The organism is Desulfoluna sp. CLI2B (assembly GCF_056847375.1).
The window spans coordinates 5,492,205-5,512,482 of sequence record NZ_CP186557.1 but is presented as its reverse complement, the minus strand read 5'-3'; the positions used below and the strand labels follow the sequence as shown (position 1 = coordinate 5,512,482).

The 20,278-nt window shown below is 59.4% G+C and carries 18 protein-coding genes; 9 read left to right on the top strand and 9 right to left on the bottom strand.

What is annotated here, in order from left to right; all coding sequences use genetic code 11:
* Nucleotides 1–244 precede the first annotated feature (244 nt).
* Entirely contained in the window at nucleotides 245–2,434 is a 2,190-nt protein-coding gene (ldhH, locus tag ACOYW2_RS25675) for an L-lactate dehydrogenase (quinone) large subunit LdhH (RefSeq protein ID WP_482768411.1), read from the bottom strand.
* The gene (locus ACOYW2_RS25670; protein ID WP_482768410.1) at nucleotides 2,431–2,997 is read right to left on the bottom strand and encodes a LutC/YkgG family protein; all 567 of its coding nucleotides are present in this window, start codon (nucleotides 2,995–2,997) and stop codon (nucleotides 2,431–2,433) included. Before ACOYW2_RS25670 ends, ldhH begins: the two co-directional genes overlap by 4 nt.
* A 658-nt stretch (nucleotides 2,998–3,655) precedes the next feature.
* On the opposite strand from ACOYW2_RS25670, the gene ACOYW2_RS25665 reads away from it, so the two are divergent.
* The gene (locus ACOYW2_RS25665) at nucleotides 3,656–4,387 is read left to right on the top strand and encodes a FadR/GntR family transcriptional regulator (protein WP_482768409.1); all 732 of its coding nucleotides are present in this window, start codon (nucleotides 3,656–3,658) and stop codon (nucleotides 4,385–4,387) included.
* Nucleotides 4,388–4,695: 308 nt separating this feature from the next.
* Here ACOYW2_RS25665 and ACOYW2_RS25660 read toward each other — a convergent pair whose 3' ends face one another.
* From ACOYW2_RS25660 to mobA, 6 genes are all read right to left on the bottom strand, one after another.
* Complete coding sequence (locus ACOYW2_RS25660) at nucleotides 4,696–5,364, bottom strand: YkgJ family cysteine cluster protein (RefSeq protein ID WP_482768408.1); 669 nt, start codon at nucleotides 5,362–5,364, stop codon at nucleotides 4,696–4,698.
* A 723-nt stretch (nucleotides 5,365–6,087) separates the two neighbouring features.
* Nucleotides 6,088–7,326 carry a murein transglycosylase A gene (mltA, locus tag ACOYW2_RS25655; RefSeq protein ID WP_482768407.1) on the bottom strand — a complete coding sequence of 413 codons (1,239 nt, stop codon included), beginning with the start codon at nucleotides 7,324–7,326 and terminating at the stop codon, nucleotides 6,088–6,090.
* Nucleotides 7,323–8,738, bottom strand: coding sequence for a DNA recombination protein RmuC (locus ACOYW2_RS25650; protein ID WP_482768406.1), 1,416 nt, complete (start codon nucleotides 8,736–8,738; stop codon nucleotides 7,323–7,325). Before ACOYW2_RS25650 ends, mltA begins: the two co-directional genes overlap by 4 nt.
* A gap of 29 nt (nucleotides 8,739–8,767) precedes the next feature.
* Entirely contained in the window at nucleotides 8,768–9,250 is a 483-nt protein-coding gene (moaC, locus tag ACOYW2_RS25645) for a cyclic pyranopterin monophosphate synthase MoaC (protein WP_482420543.1), read from the bottom strand.
* A gap of 442 nt (nucleotides 9,251–9,692) precedes the next feature.
* A complete protein-coding gene (locus ACOYW2_RS25640; protein WP_482768405.1) occupies nucleotides 9,693–10,061 on the bottom strand; it encodes a molybdenum cofactor biosynthesis protein MoaE in 369 nt (122 codons plus the stop codon).
* A 463-nt stretch (nucleotides 10,062–10,524) separates the two neighbouring features.
* On the bottom strand, nucleotides 10,525–11,139 hold the full coding sequence (gene mobA / locus ACOYW2_RS25635; RefSeq protein ID WP_482418624.1) for a molybdenum cofactor guanylyltransferase: 615 nt from the start codon (nucleotides 11,137–11,139) through the stop codon (nucleotides 10,525–10,527).
* A 335-nt stretch (nucleotides 11,140–11,474) separates the two neighbouring features.
* On the opposite strand from mobA, the gene pyrR reads away from it, so the two are divergent.
* Together pyrR and ACOYW2_RS25625 are read left to right on the top strand one after the other, a co-directional pair.
* Nucleotides 11,475–12,014 (top strand): bifunctional pyr operon transcriptional regulator/uracil phosphoribosyltransferase PyrR, encoded by a 540-nt coding sequence (pyrR, locus tag ACOYW2_RS25630; RefSeq protein WP_482768404.1) that lies wholly within the window; start codon nucleotides 11,475–11,477, stop codon nucleotides 12,012–12,014.
* 10 nt (nucleotides 12,015–12,024) lie between these two features.
* Complete coding sequence (locus tag ACOYW2_RS25625) at nucleotides 12,025–12,528, top strand: MogA/MoaB family molybdenum cofactor biosynthesis protein (protein WP_482420541.1); 504 nt, start codon at nucleotides 12,025–12,027, stop codon at nucleotides 12,526–12,528.
* A 246-nt stretch (nucleotides 12,529–12,774) separates the two neighbouring features.
* Here ACOYW2_RS25625 and ACOYW2_RS25620 read toward each other — a convergent pair whose 3' ends face one another.
* Nucleotides 12,775–13,386 (bottom strand): phosphate-starvation-inducible PsiE family protein, encoded by a 612-nt coding sequence (locus ACOYW2_RS25620; protein WP_482768403.1) that lies wholly within the window; start codon nucleotides 13,384–13,386, stop codon nucleotides 12,775–12,777.
* A gap of 287 nt (nucleotides 13,387–13,673) precedes the next feature.
* Between ACOYW2_RS25620 and ACOYW2_RS25615 the strand changes: the two genes are divergently transcribed.
* The 6 genes from ACOYW2_RS25615 (at nucleotide 13,674) to ACOYW2_RS25590 (ending at nucleotide 20,251) form a co-directional block, all read left to right on the top strand.
* The gene (locus ACOYW2_RS25615) at nucleotides 13,674–14,492 is read left to right on the top strand and encodes a phosphate ABC transporter substrate-binding protein (protein WP_482418621.1); all 819 of its coding nucleotides are present in this window, start codon (nucleotides 13,674–13,676) and stop codon (nucleotides 14,490–14,492) included.
* 115 nt (nucleotides 14,493–14,607) lie between these two features.
* Entirely contained in the window at nucleotides 14,608–15,585 is a 978-nt protein-coding gene (gene pstC / locus ACOYW2_RS25610; protein ID WP_482768402.1) for a phosphate ABC transporter permease subunit PstC, read from the top strand.
* A 2-nt stretch (nucleotides 15,586–15,587) separates the two neighbouring features.
* Entirely contained in the window at nucleotides 15,588–16,472 is an 885-nt protein-coding gene (gene pstA / locus ACOYW2_RS25605) for a phosphate ABC transporter permease PstA (protein WP_482768401.1), read from the top strand.
* Between the two features lie 196 nt (nucleotides 16,473–16,668).
* On the top strand, nucleotides 16,669–17,445 hold the full coding sequence (gene pstB / locus ACOYW2_RS25600; RefSeq protein ID WP_482418618.1) for a phosphate ABC transporter ATP-binding protein PstB: 777 nt from the start codon (nucleotides 16,669–16,671) through the stop codon (nucleotides 17,443–17,445).
* 253 nt (nucleotides 17,446–17,698) lie between these two features.
* Nucleotides 17,699–18,361: a phosphate signaling complex protein PhoU gene (phoU, locus tag ACOYW2_RS25595; protein WP_482418617.1), complete on the top strand. Its 663-nt coding sequence runs from the start codon at nucleotides 17,699–17,701 to the stop codon at nucleotides 18,359–18,361.
* Nucleotides 18,362–18,616: 255 nt separating this feature from the next.
* Nucleotides 18,617–20,251 (top strand): glycosyltransferase family 39 protein, encoded by a 1,635-nt coding sequence (locus ACOYW2_RS25590; RefSeq protein WP_482768400.1) that lies wholly within the window; start codon nucleotides 18,617–18,619, stop codon nucleotides 20,249–20,251.
* Nucleotides 20,252–20,278 lie beyond the last annotated feature (27 nt).

Here is a 20,278-nt window from a genome sequence, read left to right as displayed (position 1 = left end):
ATGGTCGTCAACACCGGGGCGGGCGAGGTCAGAACAATCAAATGTGGTGGGTCTTTTTTCAGCGACCCCTTGCTTTGGGGGGCCAACCGTTTAATACGTTTGACAAACAGGTCGTAAATACCTTTTTTCCGGGTGTCTCTGAAACAATACCGGCATGTTCCTGAAAAATTTTTTTTCGGATCTTTTTTTAGTAAAGCGACCCGCCGAAGTCATAAGCCGACTAATCGGATGGTAAACCAGGGGGTCACCGGGCACTTTCGTGCCCGGAGCCCCTGCTTATTTCTTTTCCTCCAGCAGAACCTCGGCCATGTGCTTGACGGTGACGTTCATGCCCCGGGCCTTGATGCCGCCTTTGAGCTGGAGAACGCACCCCGGGCAGTCCGTGACCAGGGTGGTTGCTTGGGTGGCTTCCACGTTGTCCAGCTTGTGGGCCAGCATGTTTCTTAGAGATCATGGGAAAATCCACGGAAAAGGACCCGGAAAAACCGCAGCAGACCTGGCTTTCGTCGCACTCCGTAAAGTTTACCCCGGCTTTTTCAAGAAGGGCCATGGGGGCCTCGGTGACATCCAGGCCCCGCACCAGGTGACAGGGATAGTGGTAGGTCACCTTGCGTCCCAGGTTCATGAAGTCTTCGGCCTTTACTTTGACCACGTCGTTCATAAAGGAGCTGAAGTCGATGAGCTTGTCGGCCATGGCCTGGACATCGGCTGGGACCGCACCCTTGGTTGTCAGGAGCTTGGGAAAATTCTCCTTGATGTGGGAACCGCAGGAGGCGCACAGGGTCACGATGTAGTCGTAGTTACCCGCATGAAAAGCCTTCACGTTCTGGGCGGCAATCTCCTTGGCCGTGTCCATCTGGGCCATCATCATGGTGGGAAGGCCGCAGCAGGTCTGATCCATGGGGTAGTCCACGGCGATGTTGTACGCCTCGCAAAGCCTGGCAAAGGCCTTGCCGTGCTCGGGGTAGATGAAATCCCCGGCGCAGCCGCCGAAAAGGGCCACCTTCAGAGCGGGTTTGGTTACCTTGGGTTTCACCTTTTTCCAGTCGTCCCGAAGGGAACGGTCGGCAATGGCCGGAAGGCGCCTGAAGTTGTGCTCTCCCATGAGAAAGGTGGGCAGATGACGGATGTAAGGCCCTTCGGTGGCCGGTCCCTGGATCTTGGAGGCGGTCTTCAGGGCCGCGTGAAAGAGTCGGCGGTTTTTCAGGAGCATGGATGTCATGCGGGTCTTGAAGGGCTTTTTGCCGTCTTCGTCCTGAACCTTGGCGTACACGTTCTTAATAAGGTAGGGCAGATCGATCTTGGACGGGCAGACGCTCTTGCAGGACTGACAGTTGAGGCAGCACTTCACGATCTCCCGGGCTTTTTCCTTGCCGTGGAAAAAGGGCGTGAGGATCAGGCCAATGGCACCGATATACACATGCCCGAAGGTGTGCCCCCCCACCATGCGGTAGATGGGGCAGACGTTGGCGCAGGCCCCGCACCGGATGCATCGGAGGGCCTCGGCAAAGATCGGGTCCTTGGCCAGCTCCAGGCGGCCGTTGTCCAGAAAAACGATGTGCTGGACCTTGCGCCCGGCAGGCCCGGTGGCGCACTCGTTGGTGCCCTTGATCCAGGTGACGTAGGAGGTAAGGGCCTGGCCTGTGGCGTTTCGGGGAAGGATCTTCAGGATCTTCATGGCCGCTGCCATGTCCGGCACCAGCTTGTCAAAGCCCATGAGGGCCACGTGGACCCTGGGCAGGGTGGTGGTGAGGCGGGCGTTACCTTCGTTGGTCACCAGGCCGATGGCCCCGGTGTCTGCGATGGCAAAGTTCCCCCCGGAAACCCCCATGTCCGCGTTGATAAACTTGGGGCGAAGCTCCTTGCGGGCCACCTTCACCAGTCCCTCGATGTCCTCGGGGTCCTGCTTTCTGGCGGTAACACCGGAAAAGAGTTCCCCCACCTGGTACCGGGAGAGGTGGATGGCGGGCATCACCATGTGGGAGGGGCCTTCGTGGCGCATCTGGATGATCCACTCCCCAAGGTCGGTCTCCACCACCTCGTAGCCGTCCTTTTCCAGGTGGTCGTTGAGGAAGGTCTCTTCGGCGGTCATGGACTTGGACTTGACGATGCTCTTGACGTTGTTCTCTTTGGCGATCTCGGCAATGATCCGATTGGCCTCGTCGGCATCCCGGGCCACGTGGATCACGGTGCCTGCGGCCTCGGCGTTTTTCTTGAAGGCATCAAAAAGCTCGGAGAGATGGGGAATACCCTCGTCCTTCATGCAGGCCACGTCGTTTCGCAACCCGTCAAGGTCGAGCTCGGCAAAGGCGTTGGCGCGGGACTGGCGGTAGGCCACGGAAAAGGTGTTGAGGGTCTTGCGCATGAAGTCCTTGTCCAGGGACTCCTTGATCTGCTTCTTAAAGGCTTTATCGGTTTCAGGGGTATGGATCATTTGTCACCTCCGTCCGCAAGGTCTGCCAACAAAATATGAAGTCGTTCAGGCCCGTGCACCCCGATGGTGAGGATCCTCTCGATGTCCGCGGTGCGGCTGGGGCCGGTGATAAAGGCCACGTAGCCCGCGCCCTTTTTGAAATGATCGCTCATGTACCCCTCCAGGGCGTCCATGTCCGGGACCACCTTGTCCGTGGGAAGGACCGCCACATGGGTTTCGCTGAGCATGGTGGCCAGGCGAAGCTCCTCGGAGTCGGAGTTGAGCACCAGGGTGCCGGTGTCGGCAATGCCCCGGTCCGCCCAGGTAAAGGCCGTGTGGATCCCGTTCATGTGGGCCCGCAGGGGGGACTCCAGAAAGACAATCCCCTTTTCGGCGCAGGCTGAGGCCAGGGCCTCACGCGCTTCCCCCTCCATGCCCGGGGCCGCCATGGTGGTGCCGCCCTCCTCCGCCGTCAGATTCACCGCGTAGGTTATCGCCTCATCAAGGGATGCAGCCGGCGCCACAACCGCAGCCACCTTCTCCGCCCCCGCTTTCATGGATTCAAGAATCTCACCCTGACTCACGTTGCCCTCCTTGCTTGTGGATGCCTCGGCCCGGACCGCCCCGCTTATGTGGGGCCCCTGACACGTGCGCCCTCCGTTACCCCGGAGGCCGCGGCCTTAAAACGCCTGGGACCAGGCACCCTTCGTTACCGCCTGAAACGAATCGGGACGTCGTCGTCCCTTCAAACACCCATCGGCGCCTAACGCGCCGAACAGCCTGCTGAACAGCGTTCGTTTCAAAGGCATTGTCCTGATGGCATGGCAACGGCCCGAAGCCCTCTTTCCCCCCGGACCTCTTCCGCGTGTGGAAGCTGGTCACGGGCCTGGGGTTGCCACCATGTCGTCATTGGTACTACCAAAAATTGGTAGTACCAATATGAAGCACACATTGCCCCCCTGTCAAGAAAAAATCCAAAACCCGCAGGAAATACACCGCCATAACCCGAAAAAGCCACGCCTGATTTGTTTTGATTCCCGGTGCGGATTTTGATAAAACACCAAGTCAGAAGGGGTTCAGCAAAAAGGTACGACCATTTCCAGGCCAAAAAACCCCACACAAAAAATCCGCCTTCGTGATAACGAATGGCGGATCATCGCCCCCGGGCCCTGCAAAGCACCCGGGACGCAAAAAACGGTACGGCTTTTTATCAGACGTTCTCCAAGCAAAGGACCCGACCCCATGAACAGCCATCTGGCCCCTGTCAAACCCAAACGCGTTGCCGACCAGGTCTTTGAACAGATCCGTGACCTCATTTTCCGTGGAGACCTGAAACCGGGGGAGAAGATCATGCCCGAGCGAGAGCTCATGAAAGAGATGGGCGTAAGCCGGAACTCGGTGCGGGAGGCCCTGAACAAGCTCGTGGCCATGGGGCTGGTGGATCAGCGACAAGGCCAGGGCACCTTTGTCCGCGGCCTCGGGTCGGTGCACGACAACCCCATCATGGACCTCATGGCCTCCCACAACGCCACCATCACGGACCTCCTGGAGGTGCGCATGGGCCTGGAGTGCAACGGCGCAGCCCTGGCAGCGGAAAAGGCGACCCTGGACGACATCCGCACCATGGAGAAAAGCATCGCCACCATGGAGGAAGCCATCGCCGAAGGGCGGGTGGGCACCGACGAAGACGCCCACTTCCACATGGCCATCGCCCACGCCACGAGAAACCCCCTGCAGGTCCACATGATGAAGTACTTCCACGACTTCATCTTCTACGGCATCAACGAAAGCCTGAAACGCTTCTTCGACATGCCCGACCGCACCGAAGAGATCCTCACCCAGCACCGCCGCATCCTTGAGGCCATCGCACGTCGCGACAGCGGCAACGCCTATGCCGCCATGGCCGAACACATTCTGTATATCAAAGATTTCTTTGAGCATACCCGGGAGGGGAACATGCCGGCGGTGAAATAAAAGCAAAAAAAGCAGGCCTCCGGCGGCGAGGTGTACCACCTCGAAAGCGGGTTGCGAATGCTCCGAGCCCTCGTTCCTCGGGCACGTCACATTCGCTGATGGGCAAAGCCCGTAAAAACAAAAAAGCCGACCTTGATCCACGCACCAGGAACCCGGCACCGATCCTCTTCTGCAAAAAGAAGACGGGCCGCCCTTTTCAGGTACGGCCCGTCCATCAACTCAAGGTTATCCAGGACCACGTCCTTGCCATCCTCAAAAATCTCGGTAGCTACGCGAAGTGCACTGAAAAAAACTCAAAGGCCTTTCGCCTACCCTGCCTGCTCTTTTTGGAACATCAGCTCCACCCCCAAGCAGCCTGTCATAAAACCGTGTTTTTTGGTGGCGGGGTATTCCCGACAGATGGCGGGCTTCACATCATGGATGGCGCATTTGGCTTTGCCCCCTTCCATGGTGAGAAAGGGACAGGGGTCCTGGGGCTCGCCTGTGCGGGGGTCGATCCAGATGGTGTAGCCCCCGTCCACCTTGTCTTTGCCCACCCAGGCCAGGAGATCATCCCGTCCGGCCTTCTTCCACATGGCAATGTCCTCGGCGGTGAGGGCTCGGCTGTAGTCCAGATTGGTGCAGCACTGGCCGCACTGGAGGCATGTAAAGTCGTGGAGTTCTGTGGTTAAGGCCACCCCCTCTTCTCCTTCGGGCCCCCTTGCCTTTCGCACCTCCGACCAGAACATGAGGGAAAAGGCCCGGCACAGGGTCTCCTCGGTGAGGGTTGGGCTGTTCAAAAACTCCTGGACCAGGGCGATCATCTCGTACAGACTCCCCTCCCCCCCGCTCATGACCTCCCGGAAGCGCTCCGGCCACCCCCCGCCGGCCATGGCAGCCATCTCTTCCAGGGTGTCCTCCTGGAGACCGTACTGCTCCAGGTCCAGGCATACGGCATCTTTGGCTTCTTCTGTGGTCAAAAAGATCTCAGCGTCCATCCGGTCCCCCTTTTTCATGAAACCTTCGTCATTTCAGGTATGCGAGTGCTCAGCGGGTGGTGTTGGTCAGGCCGTCTTTTGCGGGCGGCTGCGGGCCCGGTTCCAGGGCACGAGAAGGAAACCGGGTGCGCTCAGGTCGGATGCAAGACACAAAGTTCCGACCCAGAAGGGTAATCGATGAGGAAAATCCGCCAACGCCCGGGGCGTCGACAGTCTGCCACCATTGAATCACCGGGCCTGTCGGTTGTCAAATCAATTCACGGAAGAGATCATTGCTCAATTACATGAAATAACTATTAAACCAAACCAGAGATCAACTTAATTTGAGTGCGGGGGTAAAAATTAAGGAGGAAACCGAAAGATTGGGGTGCGGCCTGTCCGAGCCGAAAGCCCTGCCAACGAAGGAGAACGAGAGATTAACCACCCGTTATAACTTTGTTTTTCAGCAACAACTTTGACTGATCTTGAAACGTTTTTCCAGGAAAGATAAGGTAAATATACGCTAAATGAAAAATTGAGATTACCGCCGAGCTTCAACACCATTCATGTAACCTTGGGCAGGGTGAAGGCCCGAAAGGTTAACGTACAACAAAGGGAGTTCCGGTGGTATTCGGGGAGGTTTGCTCACTCTCCAAGGGTGGCCCGCTGGCAGGGGCCACCCTTTTTTTTGTTCTCACATCCGCTTTCGAGGTGGTTTCGTGTTCGTGAATTTCCCGTAGGGCGTCACCTCACCGAGGGCTTCAACACGAGAAAATAGAGGGACCCGGTCTGCTTCATGTGGCCAGCCGTAAGTTCCGCTTCTTCCCCATGGCCGGTGAACAGATCCACCCGCCCCGGGCCTTTGATGGCCCCGCCCGTGTCCTGATTCATCACGAACCTGCCGAAGGACTCCCAGGAAAGAACTTCATCCGGCCTTGTTTCCCCGGGTTTTTCCGTGGTGATAAAGGCGATGCCGCAGGCGGGAAAGGGCCGCTTATCCGTAGCGATGGAGCGGTTGGGGGTCACGGGCACGTTGTAGCAGCCCAAGGGCCCCTTGGCCTCTTCCATAAAAAAGACCATGCTGGGGTTGTAGTTGAACACCTCCTGCCTGCGCTCGGGATTCTCCTCCAGCCACCTGCGGATGGACTGCATGGAGACCGCCTCCCTTTCCAGGAACCCCTGCCGAATCATGTACCTGCCGATACTGCGGTAGGGATGGCCGTTTTTGGTCTGATAGTGAACCCTGAGCTCCTCCCCGTTCTCCATGGTGATAACCCCCGAACCCTGAATTTCCAGAAAAAAGAGATCCACGGGATCATCCACCCAGGCCAGGGGCTCGGTGCGATCGAGAAGAGCGCTGCCGTTGTCCGCCTCATGACGGGTGTAGTAGGGCACCACCGTTCCCTTTTCCGTCACCCGGCCGATGAGGTGCCGCTTTCCCGAGGCCTTCACCCCGGGAAACCGGGAGATATCGATGGTCACCAGGTCGTCTGGCCGGGTGAGCACGGGGTAGCGGTATCGCTCGGTCTCTTCGGTGTGGCCGAAAAGTGAGGCTTCGTAGTACCCGGTAAAGAGAACCTCCCCTTTTCCGTCCCGTCCCGTGGACCGGTACACACGATAGTTGTCCCGGATAAATCCCGCAACCGCCTCAGGGGAAGGGTCCTCGTGGATGGCGTAGAGAAGGGCCACGGCCGAACGGATCATCTCCGAGACGCTGTAGCGATCCTCTCCCACAGTAAAGGTACGCGTCTTGGGAATCCTGTTGTAGTAGACCAGGCTCCGGAGCAGGGCCTCTTCAAGCCCTTCGAAATCCAGGTCGTCCTCAAAGGAGGGGTACCCCGCCTCCCCCGGAACCACGGGCACCAGCGCAGGAAGCGCCTTGCTCTTCTCTTTGCCCGTGGTGATGCAGCCAAAGCACAGAAAAACCAACGCAGCAGCCACGAGGCACCACCGTGCACCGGTTCGTTTAAAAGCGTCCATCATCCTGCCTCCACCTTTCTGGGCACCGTTTCGACGGGATCCGGTGCTTCAATAACGGCCGTATCCTTCTCCCGCACCCCCAACTCTTCAAACCGCCGTGCCGAGACAAAGAGACGCCGTTCAAAGGAGCCTGCCAGCTGGTTGTAGGTGGAGGTCACCTTGCCGATCTCCCCGCCCAGCTTGTTCAAATGGGAGGCAAAGGTAACCACGCGGCTGTAGAGTTCCTTGCCCAGCGCCTGGATCTCGTGAACGCTTTCAGCGGCCTGCTCCTGGCGCCACCCGTAGGCCACGGCCTTGAGCAGGGAGATCAGGGTGGTGGGGGTGGCCAGCACCACCCCTTTTTCAATGCCCTCTTCAATAAGGCCGGGCCGCTTGGCAAGGGCCGCGGAGAAAAAGCTCTCCCCCGGGATAAAGAGGACCACAAACTCCGGTGCGGGCTTGAGACCCGCCCAGTACGCCTTGCCCGAGAGGACCTGCACATGGTGATGAAGGGCCCGGGCATGTTCGTCCAGATGTTTGGCTTTTTCCCCTTGGGTGGTGGCCTCCATGGCCCGCAGATAGGCGGCCAGGGGGACCTTGGAGTCCACGGCAATACGCCGCCCTCCGGGGAGCTGTACCACCATGTCCGGTCGCATGGCACCGGCCTCGCCCTTCATGCTCACCTGCTCGAAAAAATCGCACCGGTCTACCATGCCGGAGAGTTCGGCCACCCGCTTCAGGGTGATCTCCCCCCAGCGACCGCGCACGTTGGGCACCTGGAGGGCCCCGGAGAGCTTGGTGGTCTCCTTCTGGAGCACGGCATGGGTCCGGGCCAGGGTCTCCACCTGCTCGGTGAGGGCCCCGTACGCCTTTTCCCGCTGCATCTCCATCTGACGGACCTTCTCGTCGTAGGCTTTCATGGCCTCGGCCACAGGGGCCACGATCTCTTTGACCGCTTCCCCCCGCCGGGTAAAATCACGCCGGGCCTCGCCGACCACCGCCTCCAGGGTCTCCTTGGAGAGCTGGGCAAAGGTCTTTGCGTTGTCGGCCAGGGCATCGGCGGAGAGGGCCTTGAGCATCTCCTGGCAGGTCGGTTTCCTGGGCGAGCGAGGCCACCTTTCACGCGCGGATTCCCGCTCTTTCACAAGCTCGGCCTCAAGGCGCGCCATGCGGGACCGCAAGGCGATCTCTGTTTCTCCCTTCTGATGAAGGGCGGCATCCCTCTCTTTGATGCCCTCCTCCAGGGTGAGAAGATTGGTCAGGCGGCCCCGGGCCTCGGCCGCTTCATCAGCCAAGGCAAAAAGGCGCTCCTCCTGGGCATCCCGGCTCTCCAGGGCCTCGTCCAGGGCGCGGGCCGTCCGGCGATGCCGGAGTCCGGCAAGGCCCCAGGCTACGGCCGCACCGGCCACCAGCCCTGAACCAAGGGCGGGATGCATCAGCGTATCCAGCAAGCCACTAAATGCCATCACGCCCCTTCCCGCTGATACACGCCAGACTTTCCGCCGCTCTTGGCCATGAGACGAATCCCCTCAATGGTCATGCCCTTGTCGTAGGCTTTGCACATGTCGTAGATGGTCAGGGCAGCCACAGACACCGCATGGAGGGCCTCCATCTCCACCCCGGTCTCCCCCTTCACCCGCACCTCGGCCTCGATGCGAAAGGCATGGTTCTCCGGCTCAGGGGTAAAATCGACACGGGCCCCGGTGATGAAGAGCGGATGGCACATGGGAATGACCTCGCTGGTCCGCTTGGCCGCCATCACCCCTGCAATGCGCGCGGTCTCAAGGACGTTGCCCTTTTTCACCCGGGTGTCCGTGATCCGCTCAAAGGTGTCGCGAGTCATAACAATGCGGCCCTCGGCCACAGCCCGACGGTCCGTGGCCGCCTTGTCCGTGACATCCACCATACGAACCGCACCGTCCTCATCAATATGCGTAAATTCTTTCATGAAAAAATCCTTTTTTAAAAACCAGGGGATACATCCCCAGGACCCCAGGTTCGGGAATGCTCTTTCGCCTTCGTTCCTCAGGCTCATCACATTCCCTGACGGGCTTCGCCCGTATATGGGGCGGTGAAGGGTATTCAAGCACCCTCGCCTGAATCAATCGCTGCCGTAATGATTCAGCTTATGCCTCCGGCAGCCCTGCAGGGGGCTTCACGTTTCCCCGAGTTTAGGAATTGGCCTTCATAAACAGGTCATTAAAAAATATTGGTATGAATGTCGTTTTAAAGGCGAATGTGATTTGACCCGAGGAACGAGGGGCAAAGCGCATCCGCTACCTGCTTTCAAGGTGGCACACCTTGCCGCCGGAGGCTTGCTTTTGCTCCCGACTTTAACCATAGAAAGGCTGTTTATTTGAGCTGAATAGTACCCCCCAGCCTATGACAACCTACCCATCGGTAAAATGCTCTGTCTTGGAGGTCACCTCGGCCTTGACGGCGTTCAAGAGCCCTTCAAGGGTGGCCAGCACGTTCTCGCGGATGTCCCCTGCCACCACAATGGCCATGACGTCATCCCCCACGGCCAGGGGCTTCTCCTCTTCAATGGCAATGAGGATCTCCACGATACCCGCCCGGCTCCGGTACTCGGCCATGAGCTCGTCAAGGCGTGCGTGGTTCACATGGACCGTGAGGCCTGTGACGGGGCGTCCGTCACGGGAGCTTTCCCGAACCACCCCGTTGTGGGCCAGTACCATGCCCGCCTTGCCGAAATCAGGGTGGGCCTTTATCTCTTGAATCATCTCAGCGATATGAATCATTCTTTTTCCTTATGTGTTTAACCTGGTTTGTAAGGACGTGATTACCCCCTGCTTGTCAACGGGTTGGCCGCCGGAGGCAGTGCGGTCAAAGATGCCTCCGGCGGCCCTGCAGGGAGCCAAGCTTTTGAAAAGCTTGACAAACAGGCTTTAAAATTGCCCCACTACCTTGGGGGTAGTCCGGTTAAAGCTGATAATTAACGAGTTCCGATAATAAATCTTAGCCCTTCAAGGCTTGTCGTATCGCTCGTACAAACCACCAGCATATGTTTCGGGCGAAGCCCGAGCCGAAGGCCCTTGCGCTTTGGCCCGAGGAACGAGGGACAAAGCGCAAGGGCTATATGCTTTCGAGGTGTTTTCGTTATCGTGGCTTCGCCACCCTCGCCGCCGGAGGCACGCTTTTTCCACTCACTTTTACCATAAGAAGGCTGTTTTTTTCTGCGGCTTTGACCATAAGAAGACAACGTTAACTCTCGCCCTTCCGGGCAAGCATGTCCAGGGCCCATTGGTAGTCTTCGGGGGTGTTGATATTGAAAAAGCTGCGCAGCTCCGGGTCGATGCGCCGGATCTCATCTTCCGGGACCTTGCGGGTCCTCTTCTTACGAAAGAGGCTCTGGATCTTGTAGCGGCCTTCGGCCAGCCTGTTTTCGGCCAGGGTGAGGTTTTCTCGGGAGTAGGCGGCGCAAAGGGGCTCCATGCCCTTGGAGGTCTCGGGCACCACGATGGTGGCGCCGTCCGTGCGATACGAGAGCACCAGCTCCACCATCTCCCGGGAGAGAAAAGGATTGTCGCAGGGGGCCACAAAGATCCAGGGGGTTTCCGCGTGGAAGAGGGCGGCGTGGATGCCGGCCAGGGAGCAGCGCTCGGGGAAGAGGTCCGAGACGACCTTGACGTCAAAATCAAGAAAGTCCAGGGGGTTGTTGGAGACCACCAGCACCCGGCCGAAGATGTCCTCAAACAGGGAGAGGGTGCGCGCCATGATGCTCTGCCCCCCGATGTCGAGGAGGGCCTTGTTTGTTCCACTCATTCTGGAATTCAACCCACCGGCCAGAATCACGCCGGTACAATCAAAAATCCCCATTGCACTCGTTGCTCCCTCTTTGGTTTCTGAGGGGAGTCTGTCAAAAATAATGCGCAAAATCAAGGCATTTCAAAGAGGTCAAACCAAGGCGTTTACGCCCCATTTCGCCACATTTGACTTGATCAATGACCCATCAATAGGATAAAAATAAGGGGTTGATGCCTGCGGCACCGGCCGCTTGGCATCCCACCTCCATCGGACTGCGAGCCGATGGCATCGTCAACCCTTTGCATGCCCGTATGTGAACTGCCCTTCCACACCCACGCGTGACGATCCCCCGACAAGGTATCGGCGAAATGTTCCTACACAGGCATCCACCCATTGGGAACCCTGCTATGACCACCGCAACCGTTCTTCTCGATGCCACGGACATTAAACGTGCCATCACCCGCATGGCCCACGAAATCATCGAGCACCACCGAGGGGCCCAGGGGCTCGCCCTCATCGGGATCCAGACCCGCGGCGTCTTCATCGCCCGCCGCCTGAAACGCGAAATCGAAGCCATCGAAGGGCTTGAGGCCAACTCGCTTCCCTGCGGTGAGATGGATATCAACCTCTACCGCGACGACTGGACCCGCATCAGCCACCAGCCCATCGTCAAGCCCACGGAGATCCCCTTTGAGGTCAACGACCGGGAGATCCTCCTGGTGGATGACGTTCTTTATACCGGCCGCACCATCCGAGCCGCCATGGATGCCCTCATGGACTTCGGGCGCCCGTCGCGCATCGGCCTGGCCGTCCTGGTGGACCGGGGGCACCGGGAATTTCCCATCCAACCCGACTACACCGGCAAGAAAGTGGACAGTGAATACGAACAGCATGTCGACGTCCTGCTCAGCGAGCACGATGACTCTGACCTGGTAACCCTAAACTGAGAGGTAGCCTATGGGAACCCGAGAGCACAGAAGCCAAAGCAAGAAACAACTGAAAGTAGCCGTCGTCTCCGTCTCTTCCACCCGCACCATGGACACGGACGAGAGCGGCGCCTGGATTGAAAAACTGGCTAAAAAAGAGGGCCATGAGGTGGTGGACCGCCTGGTGGTCATGGACTCGGAAGGGGAGGTGCGAAAGGCCATCCGGGACATCATCCGGGATCACAACGCCGACGGTATCATCGTCACCGGCGGTACCGGCATCACCGCAGGGGACCTTACCTTAGAAGCGGTCCGGCCCATGTTCAGGAAAGAGCTCACCGCCTTCGGCCCCATCTTCGCCCAGCTGAGCTTTGACGAAATCGACTCGGCAGCCATCCTCTCCCGCGCCACCGCGGGCATCGTCTCGGACACCGCGGTCTTTGTCATCCCCGGAAGCCTGGCCGCCTGCAAACTCGCCTGCAAAAACCTCATCTTCCCGGAACTCGGCCACGTCTCCAAACACGCCAGAGGATAAAGGGTCACACATGATGCCTCCGGCGGCAAGGTGAGCCACCTTGAAAGCCTGTTTCTGCTGTGATTTACCCCTCGCGTGTCACGGCGTAGCCGGATTCATAGGGGTAAATCACAGCGGTATTTTTCGTAAAATTGGGTCTTAATCATCCTTTGGACCGCGACCTGCAAAGAGCCGATTCCTCAAAGCGAACTCCGTACACCAACATCAAAGCCTTGGGTGGCCCGGACACGGTGCACAGAGTGCACCCTACGGGCTGTCGGCCTTTTGGGGCGATGTCATCAAGAACACCCTGGTGACCAAACGATGAGCAAGGCCTGAAATTGTGTCTGTGTGACGCCGGTCATCCTGTGTCGTCGAGCTACGGCGCGGCAAACGATGGCTGGGAGCATTCACGACCCCGGGGTGTATCGGACGGCCAGGGTGCGGATGACGCCCAGGCTCACAAGGAGCAGGGCAAATCCGGTGAGGACCTCCCAGGAGGGACCCTTGGCTTCGTCCCGGTAGGACGATCACCTCGCGCACCACAAAGAGAATGGCCGGGTCCATCATGGTGTGGAGCCGGATGCGCCGGGTGCTGAAAAAATCCACGAACCCCCTGAAGAGCTCCAGCATGACGAGAAAGGAGAGGATCTCGGCCACCACAAAGGTGAACCCCTCTCCGTCCATCATGTGGAGCAGGTGCCTGGCGTCCAGAAGGGTTTTGCCCAGGCCTGCGGCCAGCACCACGATGATATAGACGGTCATGATATTGACCATCACCTCCTGGGTCTTGAAAAAAATCGCTCTGGGATGAATGGTTTCCAGAATCCGGCCGGTCCGTGCCGGCCCCTCTTGGTCTCTGTTTTGTTGCCACGCCATCTAATTGTTCCATGGGATCAAGGGTGCACCGGGTATGTGTGAAACATGTCAGCATCCTGCAAGAACTCGGCGATCAGCGCTTCCGACACAGGCATTTTCCCCCGAACCTCGCCCCCAAGGGCAAACACATCAACCGCTCACAACGCCCTAACCAAACCCTAACACGCCGACACTATCTTCCTGTGGAACATGTCAAGGCCCACCGCCCCCAAGGTGCGGAAAACATGCCGTTGCCCGACGGCAACGGCTCGCGACATACCATCACCAACCTCCACAGGAGAGATATCATGAAAAAAAGTCTTTGGTTCACCGCCCTTGTTTCCACCGTTTTCCTTGCGGCATCCGTTGCCACGGCATCGGCCGAAAGGCTTGTTCTGAAAGGCTCCACCACGGTTCTTCCCATTGCCCAGAAAATCTCCGAGGCGTACATGGCCTCCCACCCTGAGGTAAAAATCTCCCTTTCCGGGGGCGGCTCCGGTAACGGCATCAAGGCGGTCATCGACCAGACCGCAGACATCGGCAACTCCTCCCGCTTCATCAAGGGCAAAGAGGTGAAGCTGGCCACGGGCAAGGGCGTGCTTCCCGTGCCCCACCGCATCGCCCTGGACTGCATCGTCCCGGTGGTTCACCCGGACAACCCGGTAAAGGACCTCTCCCTGGATCAGCTCAAGCAGATCTACCTGGGCAAGATCACCAACTGGAAGCAGGTGGGCGGCTCGGACAAAAAGATCGTGGTGATCTCCCGGGACAGCTCCTCGGGCACCTTTGATGCCTGGAAGAGCCTGGTCATGAAAAAAGAGAGGGTCACCCCCCGCGCCCTGACCCAGCCCTCCAACGGCGGCCTAGTGACCCAGGTGGCCACCACCAAAGGTGCCATCGCCTACATCGCCCTGGGGTACATGAACGAAGAGGTGAAAGCCCTTCGGGTAAACGGGGTCATGGGCTCTGCGGAAACCACCCTGAACGGCCGCTACCCCATCAGCCGCCCCCTGTTCATGTTCACCAACGGATGGCCCAAAGGAGAAACCCTTTCGTTCATCAACTTCATTCTCTCCAGAAAAGGCCAGGCCCTGGTGGAAGAGGCCGGAAGCATCTCCCTTTACTAACCAAGACACCTCCCGCTGAGCGGGACCGTGGGTTCACGAAGCCGACACGCCAACCCAGCACACGGCGCGTCGGCTGCGTGTTCGCTTTTTTGCCACAAGCCAAGGACGGCCTTTCATGACACACAGCGAGTCTACCGCAGCACCCCACGCCCCGGTGTCCCCCCCGGGCCGGGTTCCACGTGAAACAACCGCCCCGGAGCGGGGAAGCCTCACCGGGCGGCGCACCGCCGTAGGGGAGTGGGTGGCCGAATCTTCCCTTCTGATCATCTCCCTGATCTCCATCCTCACCCTGGGCCTGATCATGCTCTTCCTGATCCTGGAGGGAAGCCCCACCTTCTCCTTTGTCTCGGTGCGGGAGTTCATCGGCGGTGTGCTCTGGTACCCCACGGACGAGCCCCCTGCCTTCGGCATCCTGGCCCTTATCGTGGGCTCCTTTGCCGTGACCCTGCTCTCCTCCCTCATCTCGGTGCCCTCCGGGGTGATGACGGCCATCTACCTCTCGGAGCTGGCCCCGCCCAGGGTGGCGGAGTGGCTCAAACCCGCCATCGAGCTTTTGGCCTCCCTTCCGTCGGTGGTCATCGGTTTTTTCGGTATGGTGGCGGTGGCACCCCTCATGCAGAGCCTCTTTGACATCCCCACGGGACTGAACATGTTCACGGCCTCCATCATGCTGGCCTTCATGTCCATCCCCACCATCTGCACCATCTCCGAAGATGCCTTGCGAAGCGTCCCGGTCACCTACCGGGAAGCCTCCCTGGCCCTGGGCGCCACCCCCTTTGAGACCATCTCCAGGGTCACGGTGCCCGCGGCCCTCTCCGGCATCACCACGGCCATCATCCTGGGCATGTCCCGAGCCATCGGCGAAACCATGGTGGTGCTCATGGTGGCCGGAGGCGCGGCCATGGTGCCCGAATCCCTCTTCGACCCCATCCGCCCCATGCCGGCGAGCATCGCCGCGGAGATGGGGGAGGCCCCATTCCGGGGGGACCACTACCACGCGCTCTTTGCCACGGGCATCACCCTGTTCCTCTTCACCATCATTTTTAACGTTCTGGCCATGGCCGTCTCCCGCAAGTATCGGCTCAAGGGGTAATCATGACCATTTCCATTTCCCAACGCATCCAGTCCGGAAGGCGCGGAACCACCCAGACCCTCTGGTTCACCCTCTTCCGTGTGGCCGCAGCCATCAACGTGTTGGCCCTTTTTTCCGTGATCCTCTTCATCATCACCCGGGGCCTCTCCGCCATCAGCTGGGAGTTCCTCACCCAGATGCCGAGGAACTCCATGACCGAAGGAGGGATCCTTCCCTGCATCGTGGGCACCGCCTCCCTGGCCTTCGGGGCCCTGGCCATTGCCTTTCCCGTGGGGGTGGGCACCGCCATCTACCTTAATGAATATGCCGGCCAGGGCAAGATCGTCTCTGTCATCCGGTTTGCCATCGCCAACCTCGCCGGGGTCCCCTCGGTGGTGTTCGGCCTCTTTGGCCTGGCGTTCTTCTGCACGGTACTCAAGATGGGGGTGAGCCTTCTGGCAGGAGCCCTGACCCTGGGGGTCATGAGCCTTCCCGTCATCATCGGAGCCGCGGAAGAGGCCTTAAAAGCCGTGCCCGATACCTACCGGGAAGCCTCCCTGGGGCTCGGGGCCTCCAAGTGGCAGACCATCTGCCGGGTGGTGGTGCCGTCTGCCCTGCCGGGGATCCTCACCGGTTCCATCCTGGCCCTGGGCCGGGCCGCGGGCGAGACAGCCCCCATCATGTTCACCGGTGCCGTCTTCTTCACCCCGGACCTGCCCACCTCGATTTTCGACGAGGTCATGGCCCTGCCCTACCACATCTACGTCCTGGCCACGGCAGGCACCCACATCGGAGAGACGCGCCACCTTCAGTACGGCACGGCCCTGGTCCTCATCGCCCTGGTCCTCGGCATGAACCTGTGCGCCATCCTCTTGCGCTCGCGCCTGCGCAAACGGAGCCGCGTATAAGGGCACCTAGGGTTAAATAAGCCTCCGGCGGCGAGGTAGAGCGCAAGGGCCTTCGGCTTGGGCTTCGCTCGACATAAACGCTGATGGTTTCTACGGGCTGGCTCACAAGCGTCGAGGCTACAGGACACGTTCTCGCCGCGTGTTTTTAAGCAGAACCGTTACCGAAAAACGTATCATTCATAAAAAGTGACTTAACATGACCCAACAAAACGAGACCCACGACACCATTATCCACGCCAGGGACCTGAGCCTTTTCTACGGAGACTTCCAGGCCCTCCACGGGATCACCCTGCCCTTTGCCGAACGGCAGGTCACCGCTCTCATCGGCCCTTCGGGGTGTGGAAAGAGCTCTTTTCTCCGGTGCCTGAACCGCATGAACGACCTCACGGCCGGCACCCGCAGCGAGGGGGAGGTGATCTTTGAGGGGAAGAACATCCTGGAGAAAAAGATCGACGTGGTCTCCCTCAGGCGGCACATCGGCATGGTGTTCCAGAAGCCCAACCCCTTTCCCAAGAGCATCTACGACAACGTGGCCTACGGCCTCAAGGTGAACGGCATCACCAACAAATCCATGGTGGCCTCGCGGGTGGAGCGAAGCCTGATCCAGGCCGCCCTCTGGGACGAGGTCAAAGACCGGCTCCACAAACCCGCCCTGGGACTCTCCGGGGGGCAGCAGCAGCGCCTCTGCATTGCCCGGGCCCTGGCCGTGGAGCCCGAAATCCTGCTCATGGACGAACCGGCATCGGCCCTGGATCCCATCGCCACCCAGAAAATCGAGGAACTCGTCCTGGAACTCAAGGAGCGCTACACCATCATCATCGTCACCCACAACATGCAGCAGGCGGCCCGGGTCTCCGACACCACCGCCTTCTTCTACATGGGCAAACTCGTGGAGGTGGGGGACACCAACACCCTGTTCACCAAACCGGTGAAAAAAGAGACCGAAGACTACATCACCGGCCGGTTCGGGTAAGGGAAAAAGCTTGCCTCCGGCGGCGAGGTGAGCCACCTCGAAAGCAGGTTGCGAATGCGCTTTCCCCTTCGTTCCTCAGGGAAAATCACATTCGCCTATGCTTCAAATTAAACCGAATCTGTTTTTTTAGCCTGTTTATCAAACTTTTCAAAAGTTTAGCCCCCGGCAGGACCGCCGGAGGCCTCTTTTTAAGCATTTATTGTTTTTTTACCTTCAAGGAGGCACCCGGTGTACCGGGTGATAGAGAGTAACCATGACCATCCATCTGCAACGGGAACTCGATAAAATCCGGCGCATGCTCCTCTCGTTGGGAGCCCTCACCGAAGACCGCTTCCGGCTGGCCATCCGCGCATTAAACGACATGGACCTGGACCTGGCCCGTGAGATCATTGAAAAAGACGAGGAGATCGATTTAAAGGAGGTCCAGATCGAAGAGGAGTGCCTCAAGGTCCTGGCCCTGCACCAGCCCGTGGCCGGTGATTTGCGATCCCTGGTGGTGGTCATCAAGATCAACAACGACCTGGAGCGCATTGCCGATCAGGCCGTCAACATTGCCGTACGCATCAAAACCCTGGCGGCCAAAAAAAATCCGGGCTTCACCTACGATTACACCGAAATGGCGGACAAATCCGGCCTGATGCTCAAGATGAGCCTGGATGCCTTTGTCCGCCAGGACGACGAGATGGCCGAAAAGGTCCGCTTCATGGATGAAGAGGTTGACGCCATGCGCAACGCGGCTTACGACCGCATCAAAGAGGCCATCTCCCAAACCCCGGACGAAGCCGGGTACCTCATCAACCTCTTTCTTGTCTCCCGGCACCTGGAGCGCATTGCCGATCACGCCACCAACATCGCAGAAGAGGTGATCTACATGCGCAAGGGAGAGATTATCCGCCACACAGAAGCCCTGGATTAACCCCGTTGCCGACCGAGCCCCTTAACAAGGGGCTCTTCGGCCCCCCTCAGCATTTCTACTTCCCCGCCCCATGAAATTATCTTGACTTTTCCAGTTTTATAACCAATGTTCTTTAATTAAAACACTCAACCAACATAATAAACATACGCTTCAAAACCTGTCCTGTCTGGTGAAGGACGGGTCCGCCCCTGCACCCTTACAACCCAAACCACCCGACTGCGGCCCCATTCCGACGGGCCCATACAGCAGAGAGCCATGGTCCGAATCAACAACCCGCGGGTCGCCCTGTTCCTGACCCTGGTGCTGGTGTCAGCCTTCACTCTCCCCATTACCGGCCTGGTGGGCGAGGCCCCCCTGGCCACCGATGACCCGGTGACTGCGGCAGCCGCCCTGCACATGGCCGCGGCCCCCACCCTCACCCTGGCAACGGTTCAGGAGTACCTCGCAGGCCTTCCCCCGCTCTACCCCCTTGCCGCGGCCGCATTGTCCCATGCCACAGCCCCCTTTCTGGAGGGTATGGCTCCCCTTCGCCTGACCTCGGCCCTTTTCAGCCTGGGTACCCTGGTGCTCTTCTTCAGCTTTGCCCTGCGTTACGGAAAAAGCAGGTTTGCGCTCCTGGCCACAGCCCTTCTGGCCACCATGCCCGGTTTTGCCTTCGGTGCAGGGTGGATCGGCCGGGACCCGGCCCTGCTTTTTTTCCTGATGGCTTCGGTGACGGCAACCTTTAGAACCTTTGTGGACGATTCACCTCCCTGGATCCTCATGGCGGGAACGGCAACGGCCGGAGCCTTTCTCACCAGCTCATGGGACGGGCTCCTGCTCATCGCCTGTGTCTGGGCCGCGGGCATTGTCTGGTTTATCAGCTCCCGAGGCCCGGGAAGAACCAGCCATGTCAGCCATCTCTTTTTTCACCTGGCCGCCCTTCTGGCCATCCTCGTCCTCACGAGCGGTGGCATGGTTACCCAGGTCATCGGCCATACGGCGGCCCCCATTACCCAGGGATTCTGGATCCCCGCATCAACCCCCGGCCCGCCACCGTCGCCCACCAAGCTGGCCCTGCAGATCCTTGCCCAGACCTGGCCCTGGACGCCCCTGTTCTTTATCTATGTGGGGCTCGTTACAGCCCGCACCTTACGGAGCGGTACCCTGTCTCCAACCCCCATGTTCATTATCTTCTGGTTCCTTGCCTCCCTTCTTCCCACCATCACCGGTGAGACGGGGCTCAGCCCGGTACTCCCCCCCCTGGCCCTCATGGCAGCCTTTGTCCTGAAGGACGGAATGCCCATGTGGGTCCGCCCCTTTGCCGCAGCCTGGTCCTGGGCGGTGATTCTGATCCTGTTCATCCTGGCCTTCTCCCCGGGCCTGCGCCTTTTTAGCCTTCGCACCGACCACGCCATCCTGCCGGGGCTCCTCCGGGGCGACCTCTTCTCTCCCTTTGCCGCCGCAGGGCTGGTCCTGGCCGCCGTCACCTGCGTGGTAAAGGCCATCCCCCTCACCCGCACGGGGCGACTCCTCACCGTCACCGCCATCCTCTGGGTAACCCTGGCCAACGGCCCCTTTTCCGCCATGACCGGTCACCGGGCCTCGGAGATCCGCCCCCTGATCACCGCCATCCAAACCCACCCACACAAGGGCACCGCAGCGTACGGGGTGGACCGCCGCCTACGGGCCTCCCTCTGTTTTTACGGGCGGCTTCACCTGCTCAACACCGACAACCTGGATCGCTGCTTTGACATCCTCAAAGGAGGAGACCCCGATTATGACACCCTGCTCATGCAGTCCGATGCCGCAGATCACCTCCCGGAAGCACTCTCCATGGTCCCGGTGACCATTGTGGAAAAGGTTTCCCTTGAAAAGGGCGGAAGTCTCCTGTTTGTACGGGGACGATAAAGCAGAATCGCAACAAAAAACCCGGAG